Source organism: Reyranella massiliensis 521, from assembly GCF_000312425.1.
Taxonomy (GTDB): Bacteria; Pseudomonadota; Alphaproteobacteria; order Reyranellales; family Reyranellaceae; genus Reyranella; species Reyranella massiliensis.
In genome coordinates this window covers 3,891,405-3,905,923 of sequence record NZ_HE997181.1, presented here as the reverse complement: position 1 = coordinate 3,905,923, position 14,519 = coordinate 3,891,405, and the positions used below count along the sequence as shown (strand labels likewise).

The 14,519-nt window shown below is 62.4% G+C and carries 21 protein-coding genes; 15 read left to right on the top strand and 6 right to left on the bottom strand.

Annotation, left to right across the window (positions count from 1 at the left end; translation table 11 throughout):
* Both BN60_RS31020 and BN60_RS19015 read right to left on the bottom strand, forming a co-directional pair.
* Positions 1–470 (bottom strand): hypothetical protein (locus tag BN60_RS31020; RefSeq protein WP_043284119.1); only part of this gene is annotated, 470 nt, incomplete at its 3' end.
* Positions 467–1,108, bottom strand: coding sequence for a hypothetical protein (locus BN60_RS19015; RefSeq protein ID WP_020697718.1), 642 nt, complete (start codon positions 1,106–1,108; stop codon positions 467–469). The genes BN60_RS19015 and BN60_RS31020, both read right to left, overlap by 4 nt.
* Before the next feature lie 45 nt (positions 1,109–1,153).
* Between BN60_RS19015 and BN60_RS29140 the strand changes: the two genes are divergently transcribed.
* The 6 genes from BN60_RS29140 (at position 1,154) to BN60_RS18985 (ending at position 3,646) form a co-directional block, all read left to right on the top strand.
* A complete protein-coding gene (locus BN60_RS29140; protein ID WP_083856189.1) occupies positions 1,154–1,660 on the top strand; it encodes a tail fiber protein in 507 nt (168 codons plus the stop codon).
* A gap of 27 nt (positions 1,661–1,687) precedes the next feature.
* Positions 1,688–2,056: a hypothetical protein gene (locus BN60_RS19005; RefSeq protein WP_020697716.1), complete on the top strand. Its 369-nt coding sequence runs from the start codon at positions 1,688–1,690 to the stop codon at positions 2,054–2,056.
* A gap of 127 nt (positions 2,057–2,183) precedes the next feature.
* On the top strand, positions 2,184–2,633 hold the full coding sequence (locus tag BN60_RS19000) for a cell wall hydrolase (RefSeq protein ID WP_202949827.1): 450 nt from the start codon (positions 2,184–2,186) through the stop codon (positions 2,631–2,633).
* The gene (locus BN60_RS18995) at positions 2,630–3,058 is read left to right on the top strand and encodes a D-Ala-D-Ala carboxypeptidase family metallohydrolase (RefSeq protein WP_020697714.1); all 429 of its coding nucleotides are present in this window, start codon (positions 2,630–2,632) and stop codon (positions 3,056–3,058) included. Before BN60_RS19000 ends, BN60_RS18995 begins: the two co-directional genes overlap by 4 nt.
* Positions 3,055–3,480 (top strand): hypothetical protein, encoded by a 426-nt coding sequence (locus tag BN60_RS18990; protein ID WP_020697713.1) that lies wholly within the window; start codon positions 3,055–3,057, stop codon positions 3,478–3,480. Before BN60_RS18995 ends, BN60_RS18990 begins: the two co-directional genes overlap by 4 nt.
* Positions 3,461–3,646, top strand: a complete 186-nt coding sequence (locus BN60_RS18985; RefSeq protein ID WP_020697712.1) for a hypothetical protein — start codon at positions 3,461–3,463, stop codon at positions 3,644–3,646. Before BN60_RS18990 ends, BN60_RS18985 begins: the two co-directional genes overlap by 20 nt.
* Positions 3,647–3,689: 43 nt before the next feature.
* Here the strand turns inward: BN60_RS18985 and BN60_RS18980 are convergent, their stop codons facing one another.
* Entirely contained in the window at positions 3,690–4,499 is an 810-nt protein-coding gene (locus BN60_RS18980) for a hypothetical protein (protein ID WP_148283483.1), read from the bottom strand.
* 46 nt (positions 4,500–4,545) lie between these two features.
* Positions 4,546–4,938, bottom strand: coding sequence for a nucleotidyltransferase domain-containing protein (locus BN60_RS31845; protein ID WP_083856188.1), 393 nt, complete (start codon positions 4,936–4,938; stop codon positions 4,546–4,548).
* A 675-nt stretch (positions 4,939–5,613) separates the two neighbouring features.
* Between BN60_RS31845 and BN60_RS18970 the strand changes: the two genes are divergently transcribed.
* From BN60_RS18970 to BN60_RS29130, 8 genes are all read left to right on the top strand, one after another.
* Positions 5,614–6,459: a DNA adenine methylase gene (locus BN60_RS18970; protein WP_020697709.1), complete on the top strand. Its 846-nt coding sequence runs from the start codon at positions 5,614–5,616 to the stop codon at positions 6,457–6,459.
* Positions 6,460–6,607: 148 nt separating this feature from the next.
* Positions 6,608–6,772, top strand: coding sequence for a hypothetical protein (locus BN60_RS31015; protein WP_020697708.1), 165 nt, complete (start codon positions 6,608–6,610; stop codon positions 6,770–6,772).
* Between the two features lie 131 nt (positions 6,773–6,903).
* Positions 6,904–7,104: a hypothetical protein gene (locus BN60_RS29135; protein ID WP_020697707.1), complete on the top strand. Its 201-nt coding sequence runs from the start codon at positions 6,904–6,906 to the stop codon at positions 7,102–7,104.
* Positions 7,105–7,269: 165 nt separating this feature from the next.
* Positions 7,270–7,494 (top strand): hypothetical protein, encoded by a 225-nt coding sequence (locus BN60_RS18960; RefSeq protein WP_020697706.1) that lies wholly within the window; start codon positions 7,270–7,272, stop codon positions 7,492–7,494.
* Positions 7,494–7,814 (top strand): hypothetical protein, encoded by a 321-nt coding sequence (locus BN60_RS18955; RefSeq protein ID WP_020697705.1) that lies wholly within the window; start codon positions 7,494–7,496, stop codon positions 7,812–7,814. Before BN60_RS18960 ends, BN60_RS18955 begins: the two co-directional genes overlap by 1 nt.
* A complete protein-coding gene (locus BN60_RS18950; RefSeq protein ID WP_148283482.1) occupies positions 7,811–8,302 on the top strand; it encodes a hypothetical protein in 492 nt (163 codons plus the stop codon). The genes BN60_RS18955 and BN60_RS18950 overlap by 4 nt, the downstream gene beginning before the upstream one ends.
* An 11-nt stretch (positions 8,303–8,313) precedes the next feature.
* A complete protein-coding gene (locus tag BN60_RS18945) occupies positions 8,314–8,847 on the top strand; it encodes a hypothetical protein (RefSeq protein WP_020697703.1) in 534 nt (177 codons plus the stop codon).
* An 11-nt stretch (positions 8,848–8,858) separates the two neighbouring features.
* Positions 8,859–9,593: an SOS response-associated peptidase gene (locus BN60_RS29130; RefSeq protein ID WP_020697702.1), complete on the top strand. Its 735-nt coding sequence runs from the start codon at positions 8,859–8,861 to the stop codon at positions 9,591–9,593.
* On the opposite strand, the gene BN60_RS18935 is transcribed toward BN60_RS29130, so the two are convergent.
* Together BN60_RS18935 and BN60_RS18925 are read right to left on the bottom strand one after the other, a co-directional pair.
* Positions 9,590–10,108: a hypothetical protein gene (locus tag BN60_RS18935; protein ID WP_148283481.1), complete on the bottom strand. Its 519-nt coding sequence runs from the start codon at positions 10,106–10,108 to the stop codon at positions 9,590–9,592. The two genes, BN60_RS29130 and BN60_RS18935, sit on opposite strands and share 4 nt — an antisense overlap.
* A gap of 950 nt (positions 10,109–11,058) precedes the next feature.
* Positions 11,059–12,342, bottom strand: a complete 1,284-nt coding sequence (locus tag BN60_RS18925) for a Shedu immune nuclease family protein (protein ID WP_043284116.1) — start codon at positions 12,340–12,342, stop codon at positions 11,059–11,061.
* A 714-nt stretch (positions 12,343–13,056) separates the two neighbouring features.
* On the opposite strand from BN60_RS18925, the gene BN60_RS18920 reads away from it, so the two are divergent.
* Positions 13,057–14,412 (top strand): tyrosine-type recombinase/integrase, encoded by a 1,356-nt coding sequence (locus BN60_RS18920; protein ID WP_020697698.1) that lies wholly within the window; start codon positions 13,057–13,059, stop codon positions 14,410–14,412.
* Positions 14,413–14,519 lie beyond the last annotated feature (107 nt).

Sequence of the window (14,519 nt, the reverse complement as noted above, 5' to 3'; positions counted from 1 at the left end):
GCCGCGCCGGCCGGCGGCGCGTGGCCGGTCAGGGCATCAATGACGTTCTGGTATTCGAGCAGCAGCGGCCCCTCGTAGGTGGAGAGTGGACCGAGCAGCTTCGCCACGGCTGACAACCGGCGTTCGACCTCGTGCTTCGCTTCAAGTGCTAGGGTGTAGACGTTGAGGTCGATCTGCGCGCGGCTCTTGGAGAAGGCGCGCGGTGCGAGGATCAGGCCACTGGCGAACAGCTCGGCGACCAGGGTGTAGCCGAACGTTGTCAGCGAAGAGTTGTAGTCCTTGGCGTTCAGCGCCTTGGCGACGGCATTGTCGATCGCCGTCCACAGGGCGTCGGGCACCATGACGACGTCGCCGCTGTCGAGATTGACGTAGCGGCTGAAGCCGGCCGCCGCGGCCTTCTCGGGATCCTCGCCCGGCACGATGACGCCGGGTGTCGGGCCGGTGGTGGTGGTGGCAGGGGCGGCGCTCATTTCTTGGCGCCCTTCTTCTTGTTCTTGGCCGCCGGCTTCTTTGCCTTGGCCTTCGGGGTAGCGGCCTTTTTCGGCGTCGGCATGGCTGCCGTCGCTGTGGCCGAGGCCTTGGGCGGTGCGGGCGGCGCGACCGTGACCTTGAGCAACTCGGCGATGTGGGCGGTGAAGGCATTTGGCTTTGCCTCGTGCCCGGTCCAGTTCACCGCCTGGCCGGCGTAGAGGGCGATGCACTTCTGGACATCTTTCAGGTCGAGCTTGTCGACCGCCGTGATGGCTTGAACGTCGCGCCCGGCATCCCAGCGCTTGCTGTCGGCGATCTTCTTGAGCGCCTCCGGAAGGCCGCTCTCGTTGGCACCGGAGCGCTCGTAGCCGACGCGCGCTCTGTCGGTGACCAGCATGGCCAGTAAGACGCGCAGGCCCAGCTCGGCATTGGCGTTGAGCTTCTCGCGCAGCTCCTTGAGGAAGGCCAGACGGCGCCGGCGATGATCCGCCGTCTCGCTTCGTCCTGCTGCCAGATCTCCATGGCCTGATCGGCGAGTGGCTTTCTCTACAAGTGCGCTGTCGGCCACGCCTTCGGCCCATCGGATGCGGGCGCTTCGGTCCAGCCAGATGATCGCGGTGGCCTTCTCGCGAGGCACCTTGAACGTGCCGGTAACGCCTTCTTCGCAGCGAATGCCAACGCGATCCCGGTCGGTGTCGGCTTCGATTATTGGGGCACCGTCGCGCCGGCAGGCTTCCTCTTTCCCTATGGACAGGTGTTGAACGTCGCTGACTACCCGGCGCTGGGCGCACTGTTCGGCAATCGATACGGCGGCGACGGCATTGCGACGTTCGGCATGCCGGACAAGCGCGGCCGCGTCAGCATCGGCAAGGACGACATGGGCGGCTCGCTCGCCTCGCGCATCACCGCGGCGCTGGGCGGCATCGCCGGCGCCGTGCTCGGCGCCTTTGGCGGCGGTCAAACGGCCAGCGGCGTGGGGTCCCACAGCCATCCCTTCGCGGGCACCGTCATCGACAATTCCGGCTCCTTTCATGTCGATAACTTCGCCTACGTCCAGATGGTGAACCTGGGAGATCCGGGCGCCGCCGGCGTTCGCTATCAGGCATCCAACACGAACGCGGCGGGCGCCAGCGGCGGCTTCTCGATCCTGCCGCCCGGCATCATCTGCAACTACATCGTCAAGACCTGACCCACGGGACAGAGAAGGGCCGCCGCCATGAACGACCGCCGCGACCTGTGGGCCATCGCCGAGGCCCTGCTGATCTTTGCCCCGTTCTCGGTGGTCGGTGCCTTCTTCGGCGACAGCATCCGCAAGGATGTGCTCACGCGCCGCCAGCGCATGGCCGCGTCCGCCTTTTCGTGGATCATGGGGCCGGTCCTGGCCGCCGTGACCGTCAACGATCTCGGCTGGTCGATCTATACCGGCTTCGCCGTCGCCGCCGCGGCGCCGACCGTGACCTACGACGTCATCGCTCTGGTGAGGGCCTTCCTGCTTCAGGCGAAGGACGATCCCCGCAGCTGGGTCGTCATTCTGAAGGACCTGCTCGTTGCCGCGCTCGCTGCCCTCCTGCCCTGGAGGAAGTAGCCATGGAAACGGTCTTCTGGATCGCGGCCGTCCTCTACGTGCTCTGGCACCTGCGCCACCTCCTGCGGCGGGCCTCGCGCTAGGCGCCGGCCGAACGCCGTTCGCCCTCTCCCCGAAAGGACCAATGATGATCGTGCACAACGACCACGATGTGCTGATGCTCGCCCGCACGCTGTGGGGCGAGGCGCGCGGCGAGCCGACCGAAGGGCAGGTCGCCGTGGCCTGGGTGATTCGCAACCGGGCGGCCCGCGGACGCTTCGCCGGCAGGCTCTTCGGCCAGGAGGGCGCCGTCGCGTTCGTTTGCCTCCAGCCCTGGCAGTTCTCGTGCTGGAACGAAGGCGATCCGAATCGCGCCAGGCTGCTGGCGCTGCGCGACGATCAGTGCCGCGGCCAGATCGGCACCGCGTCCAACGTGCTCGATGGCCTGGTGCCCGATCCGACAGACGGCGCCGACCGCTATCACACGATCGAGCCGCCGCCGGGCGCCGAGGCCTGGCCGCCGGACTGGGCGTCGACGATGCGCGAGACGGCCCGCTTCGGCGGGCATGTTTTTTACGACTCGAGGTCGGCCCAATGAAACTCACACCCCATTTCACCCTGGCCGAGCTGACGCACTCGCAGACCGCCGCACGGCTGGGCATCGACAACACGCCGGCGCCCGAGATGGTCGACGCGCTGCGCAAGACCGCCGAGCTGCTGGAGCGCGTGCGCGCGCTGCTGGGCAAGCCGATCCTGGTGTCGAGCGGCTACCGTTCGCCCCTGGTCAACCGCGCGGTCGGCGGCGCAGCAAGCAGCGCGCACATGCTGGGCTGCGCTGCGGACTTCTCCTGCCCCGGCTTCGGCTCCCCGCTGGAGATCTGCCGCGCGATCGCGAGCAGCGACATCTCATTCGACCAGCTCATCCACGAGTATCGCGCCTGGGCGCACATCGCCTGGGCGCCGCTGCCGCGCCGCCAGGTCCTGACGATCGACAAGGCCGGTACGAGGGCAGGCCTCGAATGATCGGCGGACTTATCCAGGGCGCGGTCGCGAAGGCCACGGGGCCGTGGGCTGTCTACGCCGCCGGCGGTTTGTTGGTCGTGGCGATCGGCCTTGGCTTCCTCTATCGCGACGCGCTCAAGGATCTCGGAGCAGCCGACCAGAAGATCGAGCAGGCGGCAAAGGCCAATGCCGGGCTGCTGCAGGCAATCGACGATATGCGCGCGTTCCAGAACGAAGTCCGCAAGGGCTTCACGGATCTGCGTGAGAAGGTCGGTGGCCTGCGATCGACGAATACGGTCTATCGCGGAAAGGTGGCCAGCGATGCGGGCTCGAATGCTCCTCTTACTCCTGCCGAGCGCGATGCTCTTGGCATCCTGTTCGGCCCGGACGCTGTTCGAGCCGGCGCCAGCGCGCACGTTCGAGGTGCCGGCCCATCTCGATGAGCCGACGGCCGAGCCGGTCGTCGTGCTCGAGGAGATCAAGACCCGCGGCGACGAACGTCGCCTCCTGGGCGACTACGTGACCTGGGGGCGAACTGTCTACGCCGAGATGAAGGAACTGCGTCGTTTGATCGACGTGTTCAATCGGCAAGGGGCTCAGCAGAGATGAAAGGGGCGCGAACGGGGCGGATGTCCTAGGTGAGGTACTCAGTTCAGCCTTGTCTCTCGAGCTCCTCTAGTACCTTAAATCCCAATTCTTCCACTGTCTTAAAGTCCGCAATGAGTTGAGGGTGGAATGCTATCGCGCCTTTGCGATTCTCTTTCCACGAGTGATTTGCCACGGGCCTAAAGAACGCGAGCTTCATCTGCTCAGCGTCCAACAGCTTGTAAGCGTCCATGTCGCGTCGTCGTTGCGCCTCGACTTTCTGCCGCTCGAAGTCATCGAAATGCGACTCGTCCGCGGGAGTTATCGCATAAGGGGGAATGTAGGGTGGTATTCGGTGAGCTAAGGAGTGTCGGAAATCTCCGAGATACGTGAACCAGCTTTCGAATTCGGAGATAGCATTTCGAAAATCAACAGAGAGACAATTCAGAACTTCATGGCTTCGAAGGCTTACGGACTGACGCAGAAGCGGCTTCCCGTTTGCCCTGGTGATGTTTCGCTCATAAACAAGAACCCAAGCCAGATTATCTAGTGCGCCAAATGCGTTGATCAGAAACGCCTGAAGATTGGCGGTGCAGTCAAGAACGCCCCCGGCACTCGGTACATCAGTCTTGCCGGGCGGAATCAGGTCAAACACATTGTCAACGCATCGGACCATTAGCTTAAGCCGTCTGATGAACCCCTGCTGCCCATACTCTTGTCCCTTCATCGTCGAGTAACGTCTGAAAACGTACCTTTCCATGAGCCGTTCGTACTTGCTTCTGATGTCGGCACGTTCGCGCGACAGCTCGGCAATTAGCTCTGGTGAGTAATAAGCCCTCGCCGAGCTGTCAGTCGGTTGAGCAGATGAGGCATTCATCTTGAAAGGCTTTCGAAGGGAAGGTCGACGGATAGGGGAGCATCGACTAGCGCGCGTGGCTAAGATTGGTGCGGGTTGGCTTTGGTGGCAGCCAAATGCAGATGACGTTACAATACGCCCAGATTGCTTTTCCGCTTGTTATTCTGCTGACCATGACAAGATCCTGCGGATCTAGAGTTTCATGACCATTCTTCCCGAGGGGGCCAGGAAGATATGGCGTGAGATCGGCAAAGGAAGTTTCCTGCTGGCGTGTCCACCAATGGACAGTTTCGTTGTCCTTGTGGGCTTCGCTTAGGTCGATATAGAGGTCGACATCGCTTAGAGGTCCGTGATCGCCTCGAACGCGGCTACCGAAGATATAGATCTTTACTGCCCTGGCGGCGGCCCATGCGGCAACGACCCGAGTAAGGTCGACCAGATCCGGAGAGGGTTGTGACATGTTCTGCTTCGCTCAGTCGTTCAGCTGCGCGAGCACGCGCGACAGTCGATGGGATCAATGTGGTGGGCAATCACCTTCGGCTCGGCTTAGTATTCTCGAACTACCCACGTAGAAGCGCGCACCAGGTGTAAGGCTTGGTCGTAATCTGGCGCGCGCCAATACTCGTGCTCTACCGCTTTGACGATTTCGAAGATGGCGAAGTCGGTTTCCGGTCGGGGCGCTGCGTGTTCACGGAAGCGCCGAGTGACCTGATCTCCTTGTTGCTTAAGGAGCCGGGGTCGCGCATTGCCTTCGAGGCAATCGTGCCCATTCGGCCACTGCTTTTCTCGTTCTTTGCCATGGCTCTGCCTTTCGGAAGTTGAGAGGGGTACGCAGATACGCCGACGCAACGAATCAAAGGATAAGAGCTAATCCCTGTGGGCAGCTACCAATTTTGGGTTGCATGGGATTGGCCAGGCGGTTGCGAGGCGGTCAGCGCGATCAGTTGGTCGAACTATTCAATCTTCTGGTCGATTCAATCGGATCGCCGGAGCGATGGCGGATTTGGCTTGCCTCCGGAGACGGGGGCTGCGCGGCGGCAACCGCGCAAACCGTGGAAGAGTGTTCCACACGATCCGGCCTGCCGGCCGGCCCATCCCGTCACCGCTGCAGCGGCGGGTTCAGTGGAACAACAGAATGGAAAGCGAGTCGAATCTTTCTCCCGCACGACCGGCGCGTCCCCTCGCGCCGTGGATCGGCGGCAAGCGTCACCTGGCCGACTGCATCGTCGAGCGGATCCGCGCCATCCCGCATCGCCTCTATGCCGAGCCCTTCATCGGGCAGGGCGGTGTCTTCCTGCGGCGGCCGTTCAAGGCGCACGCGGAAGTCGTCAACGACGTCAACCGCGACCTGATCACGATGTTCCGGGTGCTGCAGCGGCACTACCTGGCCTTCGTCGAGATGATGCGCTGGTACCTCACCAGCCGCGTCGAGTTCGAGCGCCTGTCGGCCATGCGGCCGGACACGCTGACCGATCTGGAGCGTGCGGCCCGGTTCCTCTACCTGCAGCGAACGGCGTTCGGCGGGAAGGTCGCCGGCCAGAATTTCGGCGTGACCTACGGCGGCGGCCGGTTCGACATCACGCGCCTGGTGCCGCTGCTCGAGGCGGTGCATGAGCGTCTCGCCGGCGTCGTGATCGAATGCCTGCCGTGGGCCGAGTTCCTCGATCGCTACGACCAGGCCGGCGCCCTGTTCTATCTCGATCCGCCCTATTGGGGATCGGAGGAGGATTACGGCATCGGCGTGTGGCGGCGCAGCGACTTCGGCCGCCTCGCCGCGCGGCTGCGCACCCTGAAGGGCCGCTTCCTGCTGTCGATCAACGATCTGCCGGAAGTGCGACGGTGCTTCGAGGGCTTCCACGTCGAAGAGGTCGAGACGGTCTATACGATCGCCTCGAAGGCCGGCTCGCCTGCGACAGTGCCCGAGCTGCTGATCAGCGACCGACCGATCGACGTCGTCCAGCAGTCGCTGCTGGGCGGCTAGGTCTTCGACGAAAGCGGCCGGTGCCTAGTCCGACATATTGGAGACATAACTAGGCCACTTATGCAGCCCATGATTGCAACGGTGTGGCGGGCAAGTGGCTTGGTCCGCGACGCGAGATCGGGAATAAAGGCCAGGGGGAGATGGCGTAATGGCTCGTCGAATACTGAAGGTCCTGGCGTTCGGTTGTGCGGCAGCACTTGCCATCCTAGCGGTCGCCCCGATGTCCAGCACGCCCGATGTCGGAATGCTTCAGGTGTGGCTCTCTCTTTCGGTCGGGGTGCTGGTGTCGCTCGGCGTCGCAGCTTCCGGCTAAGCCCTCGCCTCTGCCGAGGGCGAAAATCTTATCGTTCTGAAATTGAACAAGCCTCACTTGGTGACCCGGATGTGGGGGATCTTGTCGCTGTCGGATAGGCAACTCGATCTCCGCGAAGCCGTTGCCACTCCATGCCTGCCGCTGAACGCCTAATCCGTGCCTTGCATCGCCTCACCGACGGCCAGGCCGGCCACTGGCGCATGATTCCGAGCTTGGGCGTCGCCGCGACCGCCGGCGCGATCGACACGGCCATGCGGGCCGGCTGGATCGAGATTGAGGGCGGTCACTCGGTGAGGCTGACCGAAGCCGGCCGGCAAGTCGCGAAGGGATAAATCCCGGCCAGAGCCGCTGGCGCCGCAGGCAACTTGCCTGCAATCCCACATATCGTCGTGCTGTCGGTGCTGGCCTAACACCCTGTAGTAGCTCGTTTTTCCTTCTTGATGTTCTCTTAATGTTCTCATAGGAGTCCGGCACCGAGACTGGCTGTGGATGATCCTATGACCATGCACGACGTCGCCCTGAGCACCTATCCGGTCGGCATTCTCTGCGACCACTGCATGCACCGCGTGCTGATGTCCGCCGGCGCGCTGAAGGCCAGCAGGGGCGATCGCCGGACCCTGGCCGAGGCGGGCGTTCGTTGCGGCAAGTGCGGCTCGACTCGGTTCGAGGCCACGCTGTTTCATGCACCGTCCGGCCCGACACGCTTCATGCGGAGCATGTGATGGGCGTGCGCCGCAGCACCAACAGCTTCGCCGAGCAGCTGAAGCGCCTGCCTCACAAGGCGCTTTACCGGCGCGCCGAGCGACTTCGCCCGTCGGACCGCGCGCGTCTCGACGCCGAGATCAGGCGCATCGCCGGCGACGGGGAATGCCTGAGCCATGCCGGCAATCGCCGCGATGGCATCGACATGTACGTGATTCGGTTCAGCACGGCCGACCAGGCCACGGAGATGCAGGCCTGGCTCGACGCCTCCGACATCTCGAACTGGCCGGCGCCGCAACCGCGCACGGATATCCCGCAGCTCAAGGTCGGAGGAAGATGATGATGCAGCAGCCCTTGCAACTGAGGTTCGGCCTTCCGTTGAACGACAATGTGCGGCTGGGCGGATCGAGCCGCTGCCTCGACCTGGCCGAGCAATGGGCCGCCGAAGAGGGCTGGTATCACTGGAATGCCGCGCGATGGATCCGCGGCCTGGCCGGCGGGCTGCATCGTCTCGATCCGCGCCGCGACGGTTTCCGCGCCGAGGACGTCGTGCGCGTCGTGCAGGCCTGGCACGGCGACGACTGGGAAGTGTGGGAAGGCGGCTTCGTCGTGGAGCTGCGCGACGGCCGCACCGCCCGGCTGGAGTGCTTTGCCCTGCTGTTCGACTGGAGCTGCCCCGAGGAATCCAGGGTCGCTGCGTCGATCGAGCCGAAGGGCTACGACGAACGGACCGGCAATCGCTGGGAGCCCGATCACCGTCACTTCGAAGACGGCGCCGACCTGCCCGAGCTGCAGGCCTTCCTGTGCCGGCTCGCGACGATCAACTGAGGAGGGACGCCATGTACATCCGCTTCCGCCGCACCGTGCATCCCATCGAGTTCCTGAAGAAGCACGCCAAGCCGCATATCGTCGTCGGCCACTACGATCCGCTCGACCACCAGGACGAGCACGGCATCGGGCCGGTCACCTATCGCATCGCGCTGGGCATCGTCATGAACACCCTCGATCTCGTGGGCGAATGCACCGACATGATCGACCCCGAGGCCTGCACCCTGAACCTGATGTTCGAGCTGGGCGAGGATGCCGCCAAGGTGTGCCGGCTCGTCCAGGCGACGCCGGCCAAGGCCCTGGCCGACAGTGCCTCGCGCGCCGAGTTCTTCTACGACCAGGCCGTGTTCGATCGCCTCCGGCCCCTGCGCGATGCCCGCATGGCGGCGATCCGCGCGGCTTACGAACGCGACGAGCCGGTCGAGTTCGTGCCCAGGACGGTATCGCCGGAGGAGCCCGAGCCCGGCCCGATCGCCGACGACTGGGGCAACCGCGGGCACGCGACGATCATGGGCCGCTTTCCCCTGGGCAACGCCGGGCGTTAAGCTCCGGCCCCATGTGCAATCTCTACACGGTGCGGCTCAGCCGCGACGAGGTGGCGGGGCTGCTGCGGCACCGCCAGCTGATCGGCACGAACTTCCGCGACACCCAGAATGTCTATCCCAACGGCGAGGCGCCGGTGATGGTGGCGGACGGCGAGGACAGTATCGCCTTCAGGGACATGCGCTGGGGCTTTCCCAAGCCGCCCAGCATTCCGGGCGGCGGCTACGTCACCAACGTGCGCAACACGAAGTCGCCCTACTGGAAGCCCTGGTTGAAGGAGCCGGCGGTCAAGGTCGGCAACGATGTCGGCGGCCGCTGCCTGGTGCCGGTGGTGAAATTCGCCGAGCCCGACAAGAACACCGGCATGAAGACCCACGGCACGCCGTCGGTGAACCGCTGGTTTGCCCGGCCGGACGGATCGCTGTTCGCCTTTGCCGGGATCTGGCGCACCTGGACGGGCGATCGCGGCACCAAGACCAAGCCCGACGTCGGCCAGCACACGCTCTATTCCTTCCTGACGACCGATTCCGCTGCGGTCGTGAAGCCGATCCACGAGAAGGCGACACCGCTGATCCTGACGACCAGGGACGAGATCGAGACCTGGCTCACGGCGCCGATGGACGAAGCGTTGAAGCTGCAGGTGCCGGCCAAGCCGGGCGTGATCGTGCTGCTGCCGCTCGAGGAGAAGGGCGAGAGGGAGATGCCCGCAGCCCATAAATCGTCCACTGGCCCAGCCAGCGACGACTAGGCGCTGCGTTTCAAGAATCCTGGTCGAAATATCAGGTGAGGTTTATGGGATTCCACCTCCCTGAAGTTTGAAATGTCAGTAGCTACCGCAGCCTGCACAGCAAACGACAGCCGAAAAGTCATCATATGCGCCGACATTAGCCCGTCATCGGTGACGCGGCTTGAATAGTCAAACTGGCCGTCTAACGTGTTTTTCTTGCCCGCCCCGAGTGTTGTATGTGGTGGCAGCATATCAGCAAAGTCGGAAGGGAAGTCGCCCCTTATTATCCGTTCGTTTGTGTGCCAAGTGGCCCAGATGCCGCCGCGGCTTGGTACGATCTGCTTTGTAGCTTCAAAATGCAGGGCTGCCGCCGCTCGCGCACCGAACTTCAACATAGCTGCGTGTGTCATATCACCGACGTTTAGTACGCCACTGCGTTTGAAGGCACCTGGCGCATTATAGGCGAAGCGACGCTGCTGCTCGTCGGGCCACCACTCTTTGAGAATGTCGAGCTGATTGTTTGCGAGGCCGTTCATCAGGGCCCTGACCTCCTGCCGAGCCTTTTCAGTGGTAGGGTTGGGGAACGCTCGGCACATGACGCCCGCGATCTGATCAACCTTCCGAGTGCCCTCGTGGCACTCCTTGCAGGCCAGAAACTCCAACCCGGGCGGTCGCTGGCGAAGGTCGCAAACAGTGATAGGCGGCATGTGATCGACGGATGTCCCTACAGCAGTTCCGCCGCAGTAGATGCACCACGGTTGTTCCCTTTGCATCCGCTCAAGTCTTCTCTGTCGTCGTTTCGCTTCACCCATGGTCGCTCCGACGCCGCCCGCCTAGTTAGTGGAAGGAAAATATATCATAAGTTGTAAGCAGTGCGCCTATGAGCAGGTAAGTGGCGGGCGGACAGCGGCGCTGGAGAGCGCACAGCGCGCCCACGGGTAGCGCCACAGGCTGGTCATTGGGCCACCAACTCGCGCACCACCAGGCCGATCAGCTCACCGATCGACATCGGCTTGCCGGGCAAAGGACCCGGTCAGGACGTCCAGGCACTCGAAGTCCCGACCGCTGATCCGGACCCGGCCGACGACGCCTGGCGCCGCCCGATCGCGCGGCTGGTCGCACTCGACGTACACGACCAGCTTGGGGCCTCCGACGTTCCAGCGGCTGCCCTCGAACGCCGGCACGTTGCTCGGCCGAGCGTTCAGGTTGAGCAGCCTGGCGAGCTGCCGGGCGCGTTCCTCGCAATAGCTTGCCGGTCTGGCGATCGATGACGTGCTATCCCTGACCCTTGAAGGTGATGCAACCGCTCGGCCAGGCGCACTAGCGATTTTCGGACATGCGCCGCGACTATGGCGCTGCACCAGACGCCACCTCAGGCAACATCGCTGGAGGATCATGCCGATTCGAGAGATCGTCCGCCGCTTGCAGTGCTTTCCATACTAGAACTTGCTCGGTGGTCGGCTTGCCTGACAGGAGGCGAGAGCCATCAGGGTGTTGCCGGCATCGCGGTTGGGGCCGGTGCTGCAGCTCGCTTTCGCAAAGAAGCGATTATGTTGTCTAGTCTCCGGAGTAGGTCGTCATAAGTCAGGATGTCGATCATGTTGGCGTACTTGCGCTTGATGATCTCTAGGTCGAGCTGCTGGCGCGCATCGAGCGCCGGCGATCCATCCCGTTTCCGATCGCGACCTAGAATGATCAAGGCTTTAGGGCTGGTGACCCGAATTCCCATGCCTGGCGGCAAGTCCGCGCCATGCCGTTGAGTGAGCGCTTTCTCGCCGGCTAAGCCCCACTTGGACAGGTGGAACAGATACTTCTCTGCCTGCATGATGCTGCCCGAGAGCTCTTTGGTTGGGATGTAGTTGTCTCGATAGCGGGTCCGACCCATTAGGGCGTCGTCGAATGGCTTCTTAATCTCAATTACGTCGATGTTCCCCGCAGCATCGATCAACGCCAGATCGATAAAGCGATCCCTCGTTGCTCCGGGAGTCGAATATGCGTCCGCGATCTTCACGTTTGACAGGACCGCCACGTACTTCGGGAAGATCAGTAGTAGGAAGTTGACGATCATCCTCTGCCAATCACCCTCGGATCGCGTGGTTCCATTCCGCAACCATCCAGAAATTGTGTCGCGGATGAGGACGTACTTTTCGATCTCAGTCTTCAGTAGCTCGGTCTGGGCTAACGTCACGCTACTCAGCACGGAGCGCCGGCGATTTAAGTAGGCCTCGTAGTGTGCCCGCGCATCCTTCAGAGGCGCGATATAGTCGCCAACAATGGTTGCTACTCGCGCGGCGGCGTAGCGACTAAGTTCTCCGGTATTGGGAAACTTGTTCAATAGCTCCCGAAAATCGGGAATCGGAATGGCATCGGCCCGGTTGCCACCAACAACAATTGCCTGACTGGGCGCGACGAGCGCAGCGATCTTGCCGAAAATGGAGATGTTCCTTTCAGCGACGAAGATCCTCCGTTCGATCTTAATGCCCTCATCAGCGATGAGCACTGGATTGTCTATCCCAAGTATCTGACCATTAATGTGAAAGTAGCCGTCGCGGCGTTCGGCGAAGCGAAACTCGTACCGAAAGGTTTCGAAGTCCCTTTTCCGTTCGGCCTCGTCAGGCTCACTGACGAGGTCTCGGCGCTGGAATGTGAAAACCCTACTTAGTGTGACGAAGTCGTGGGTGAGCAGCTCATGCCAAGCCCATCCGTTGTTTTGTTGGTCGGACTTGTAAGTCAACACTACGTTGGAACTTGAAATTACGAATTCAAGCACTGTTTAGCCCCCCCCGATTGCAAGCTCTATAGTAACGCGCGCCGCAAGACTCGACGGCCGCCACATTGGTCCAGTGGCTGTGTCCCGCATTGATCGACCGACTGTGTGCATGCGCAAGGGATTATGTCACTGCGATCTGCTTGCGGACGTTGAGTTCGTCCCAGACGGCCAATGGGGACGAACGCCGTTCGGCGGCGGCTTGCAAAAATTGCCGCCCCCACCTCTGGTCCCACAGGACAACCAGTTTGAAGAGTGGACGCGCGAGCCGCCCGTGTGACGGTCTAGGATGACATCTCCCTGACGCGCACTTTGGCGTGGCCCCCCTGATCGGCTCTGAAAGCAACGGCCGTCGACTGGAACATCGTGCAAACGCGCGTGTCAGAAATGTGCCCAACGAGCCTGCGTGTTGCTGCGCCGTTCTGCGCGAACATACGCATCCGGTGGATAACCCCAGACTCGTGTTCTTCGTTATTTCAATGAGTTAATGGCGGACCCGGCGAGATTCGAACTCACGACCTCTGCCTTCGGAGCAATTTAGGCACCCCGTCCTAAAAGCACGCTAGGGCACGCCATGACACCACAACCTACTGAAACCGCTAGACTATTCGGATTTTTCCGCCGAAATCCATATCCGCAAGTTCGCTCCAATATTCGCCCGGCTGCTTCCGTGGTGCTTCCGCGGAAACAGCCCCTCCATCACGGGGGGATCGCCTGATGACAAAGCTCACGAAACGAGTGGTCGACGCCGCCGACGTCCGGGAAAAGGACTACTTTATCTGGGACGATGAGCTTCCCGGCTTCGGCCTCCGCGTCTTCGCATCAGGCAAGCGCAGCTATCTCATCCAATATCGCGCGCTCGGTCGAACCCGTCGCTACACCATCGGCCTGCACGGAATCTGGACGCCAGAAACCGCACGACAGGAAGCGAAGGCCCAGCTCGGGCGCGTCGCTCGCGGCGACAACCCGTCTGAGGAACGCCAGCTCGATCACCAGGCCATGACGGTCAAGGAGCTATGCACGCTCTATCTCAAAGACCTCAAGGCAGGCCTGATCCTCGGCAAAGGCGGTCGCCCCAAGAAGGCGACCACCATCGTTACCGACACTGGCCGCATCGAACGCCATATCATTCCGTTGATCGGCGCGCGGCGGGTGAAGGACCTGACAAAAGCCGACATCAACAAGGTGCTCAAGGACATCATGGCCGGCAAGACGCGAGTGTCGGTCAAGACGAAGAAGCTAAGGGGCAAAGCCATCGTGCGCGGCGGCGCCGGCACGGCGACACGCACGGTAGGCCTCCTCGGCGGCATCCTCACCTACGCCGTCGATGCCGGCATCATCGATCGCAACCCGGCGCACGGCATCAAGAAACCGAAGGACAATGTCCGCAAGCGCAGGCTTTCCGAGGCGGAGTATCACACTCTTGGCAACATGCTGCGCGAGGCGGCAGAGAACGAGAAATATGCGATGACCGTCGAGATCGTTCGCCAGATCGCCCTGACCGGCTGTCGCCGGTCGGAGATGATCTCGCTTATGTGGTCCGAGGCCGATACTGAGGCGAGTTGCCTGCGACTGGAGGATAGCAAAGAGGGTGAATCCATCCGACCCATCGGTCTTCCCGTGGTCGAGTATCTGGAGCAGCGCCGCGAGAATGCGAAGGGCACCTACGTCTTCCCCGGCCAAGGCGAGGACAATGCCTTCGGCAGCTTTCCGAACCATTGGGAGCAGCTATTCAAGGACTCGCCGCTCGCCGACGTTACGCCGCATGTCCTGCGCCATAGCTTCGCGAGCATCGCCAACGATCTGGGCTTCACCGAGGTGACCATCGCGGCACTCGTCGGACACGCGAAAGGCTCGGTCACGAGCAAGTACATACATACGCTCGACACGGCTCTGATCATGGCAGCTGATACGATCTCCGGCTACATTCAAGGCTTGCTTGATGGAGTCGAGTTCAAGCAGACCGCGTACGCTCTTGATCGAGATTCTCGGAAGCAAGCACTTGCGCGCTTCCTGAACAATGCGGCCAAGGGCGCGGAAATGCAACGAGAGGACATTCCCTTAGCTGCCTAGCGTTCGCAATCACCGCATCCGACCTCCAAACCCTAGTTACTTTTCCGGCTCGTGCCATCGGCCGGGGCAAGCTTAACACCAGAAACGCGCTAAGCCCGACGGCATGT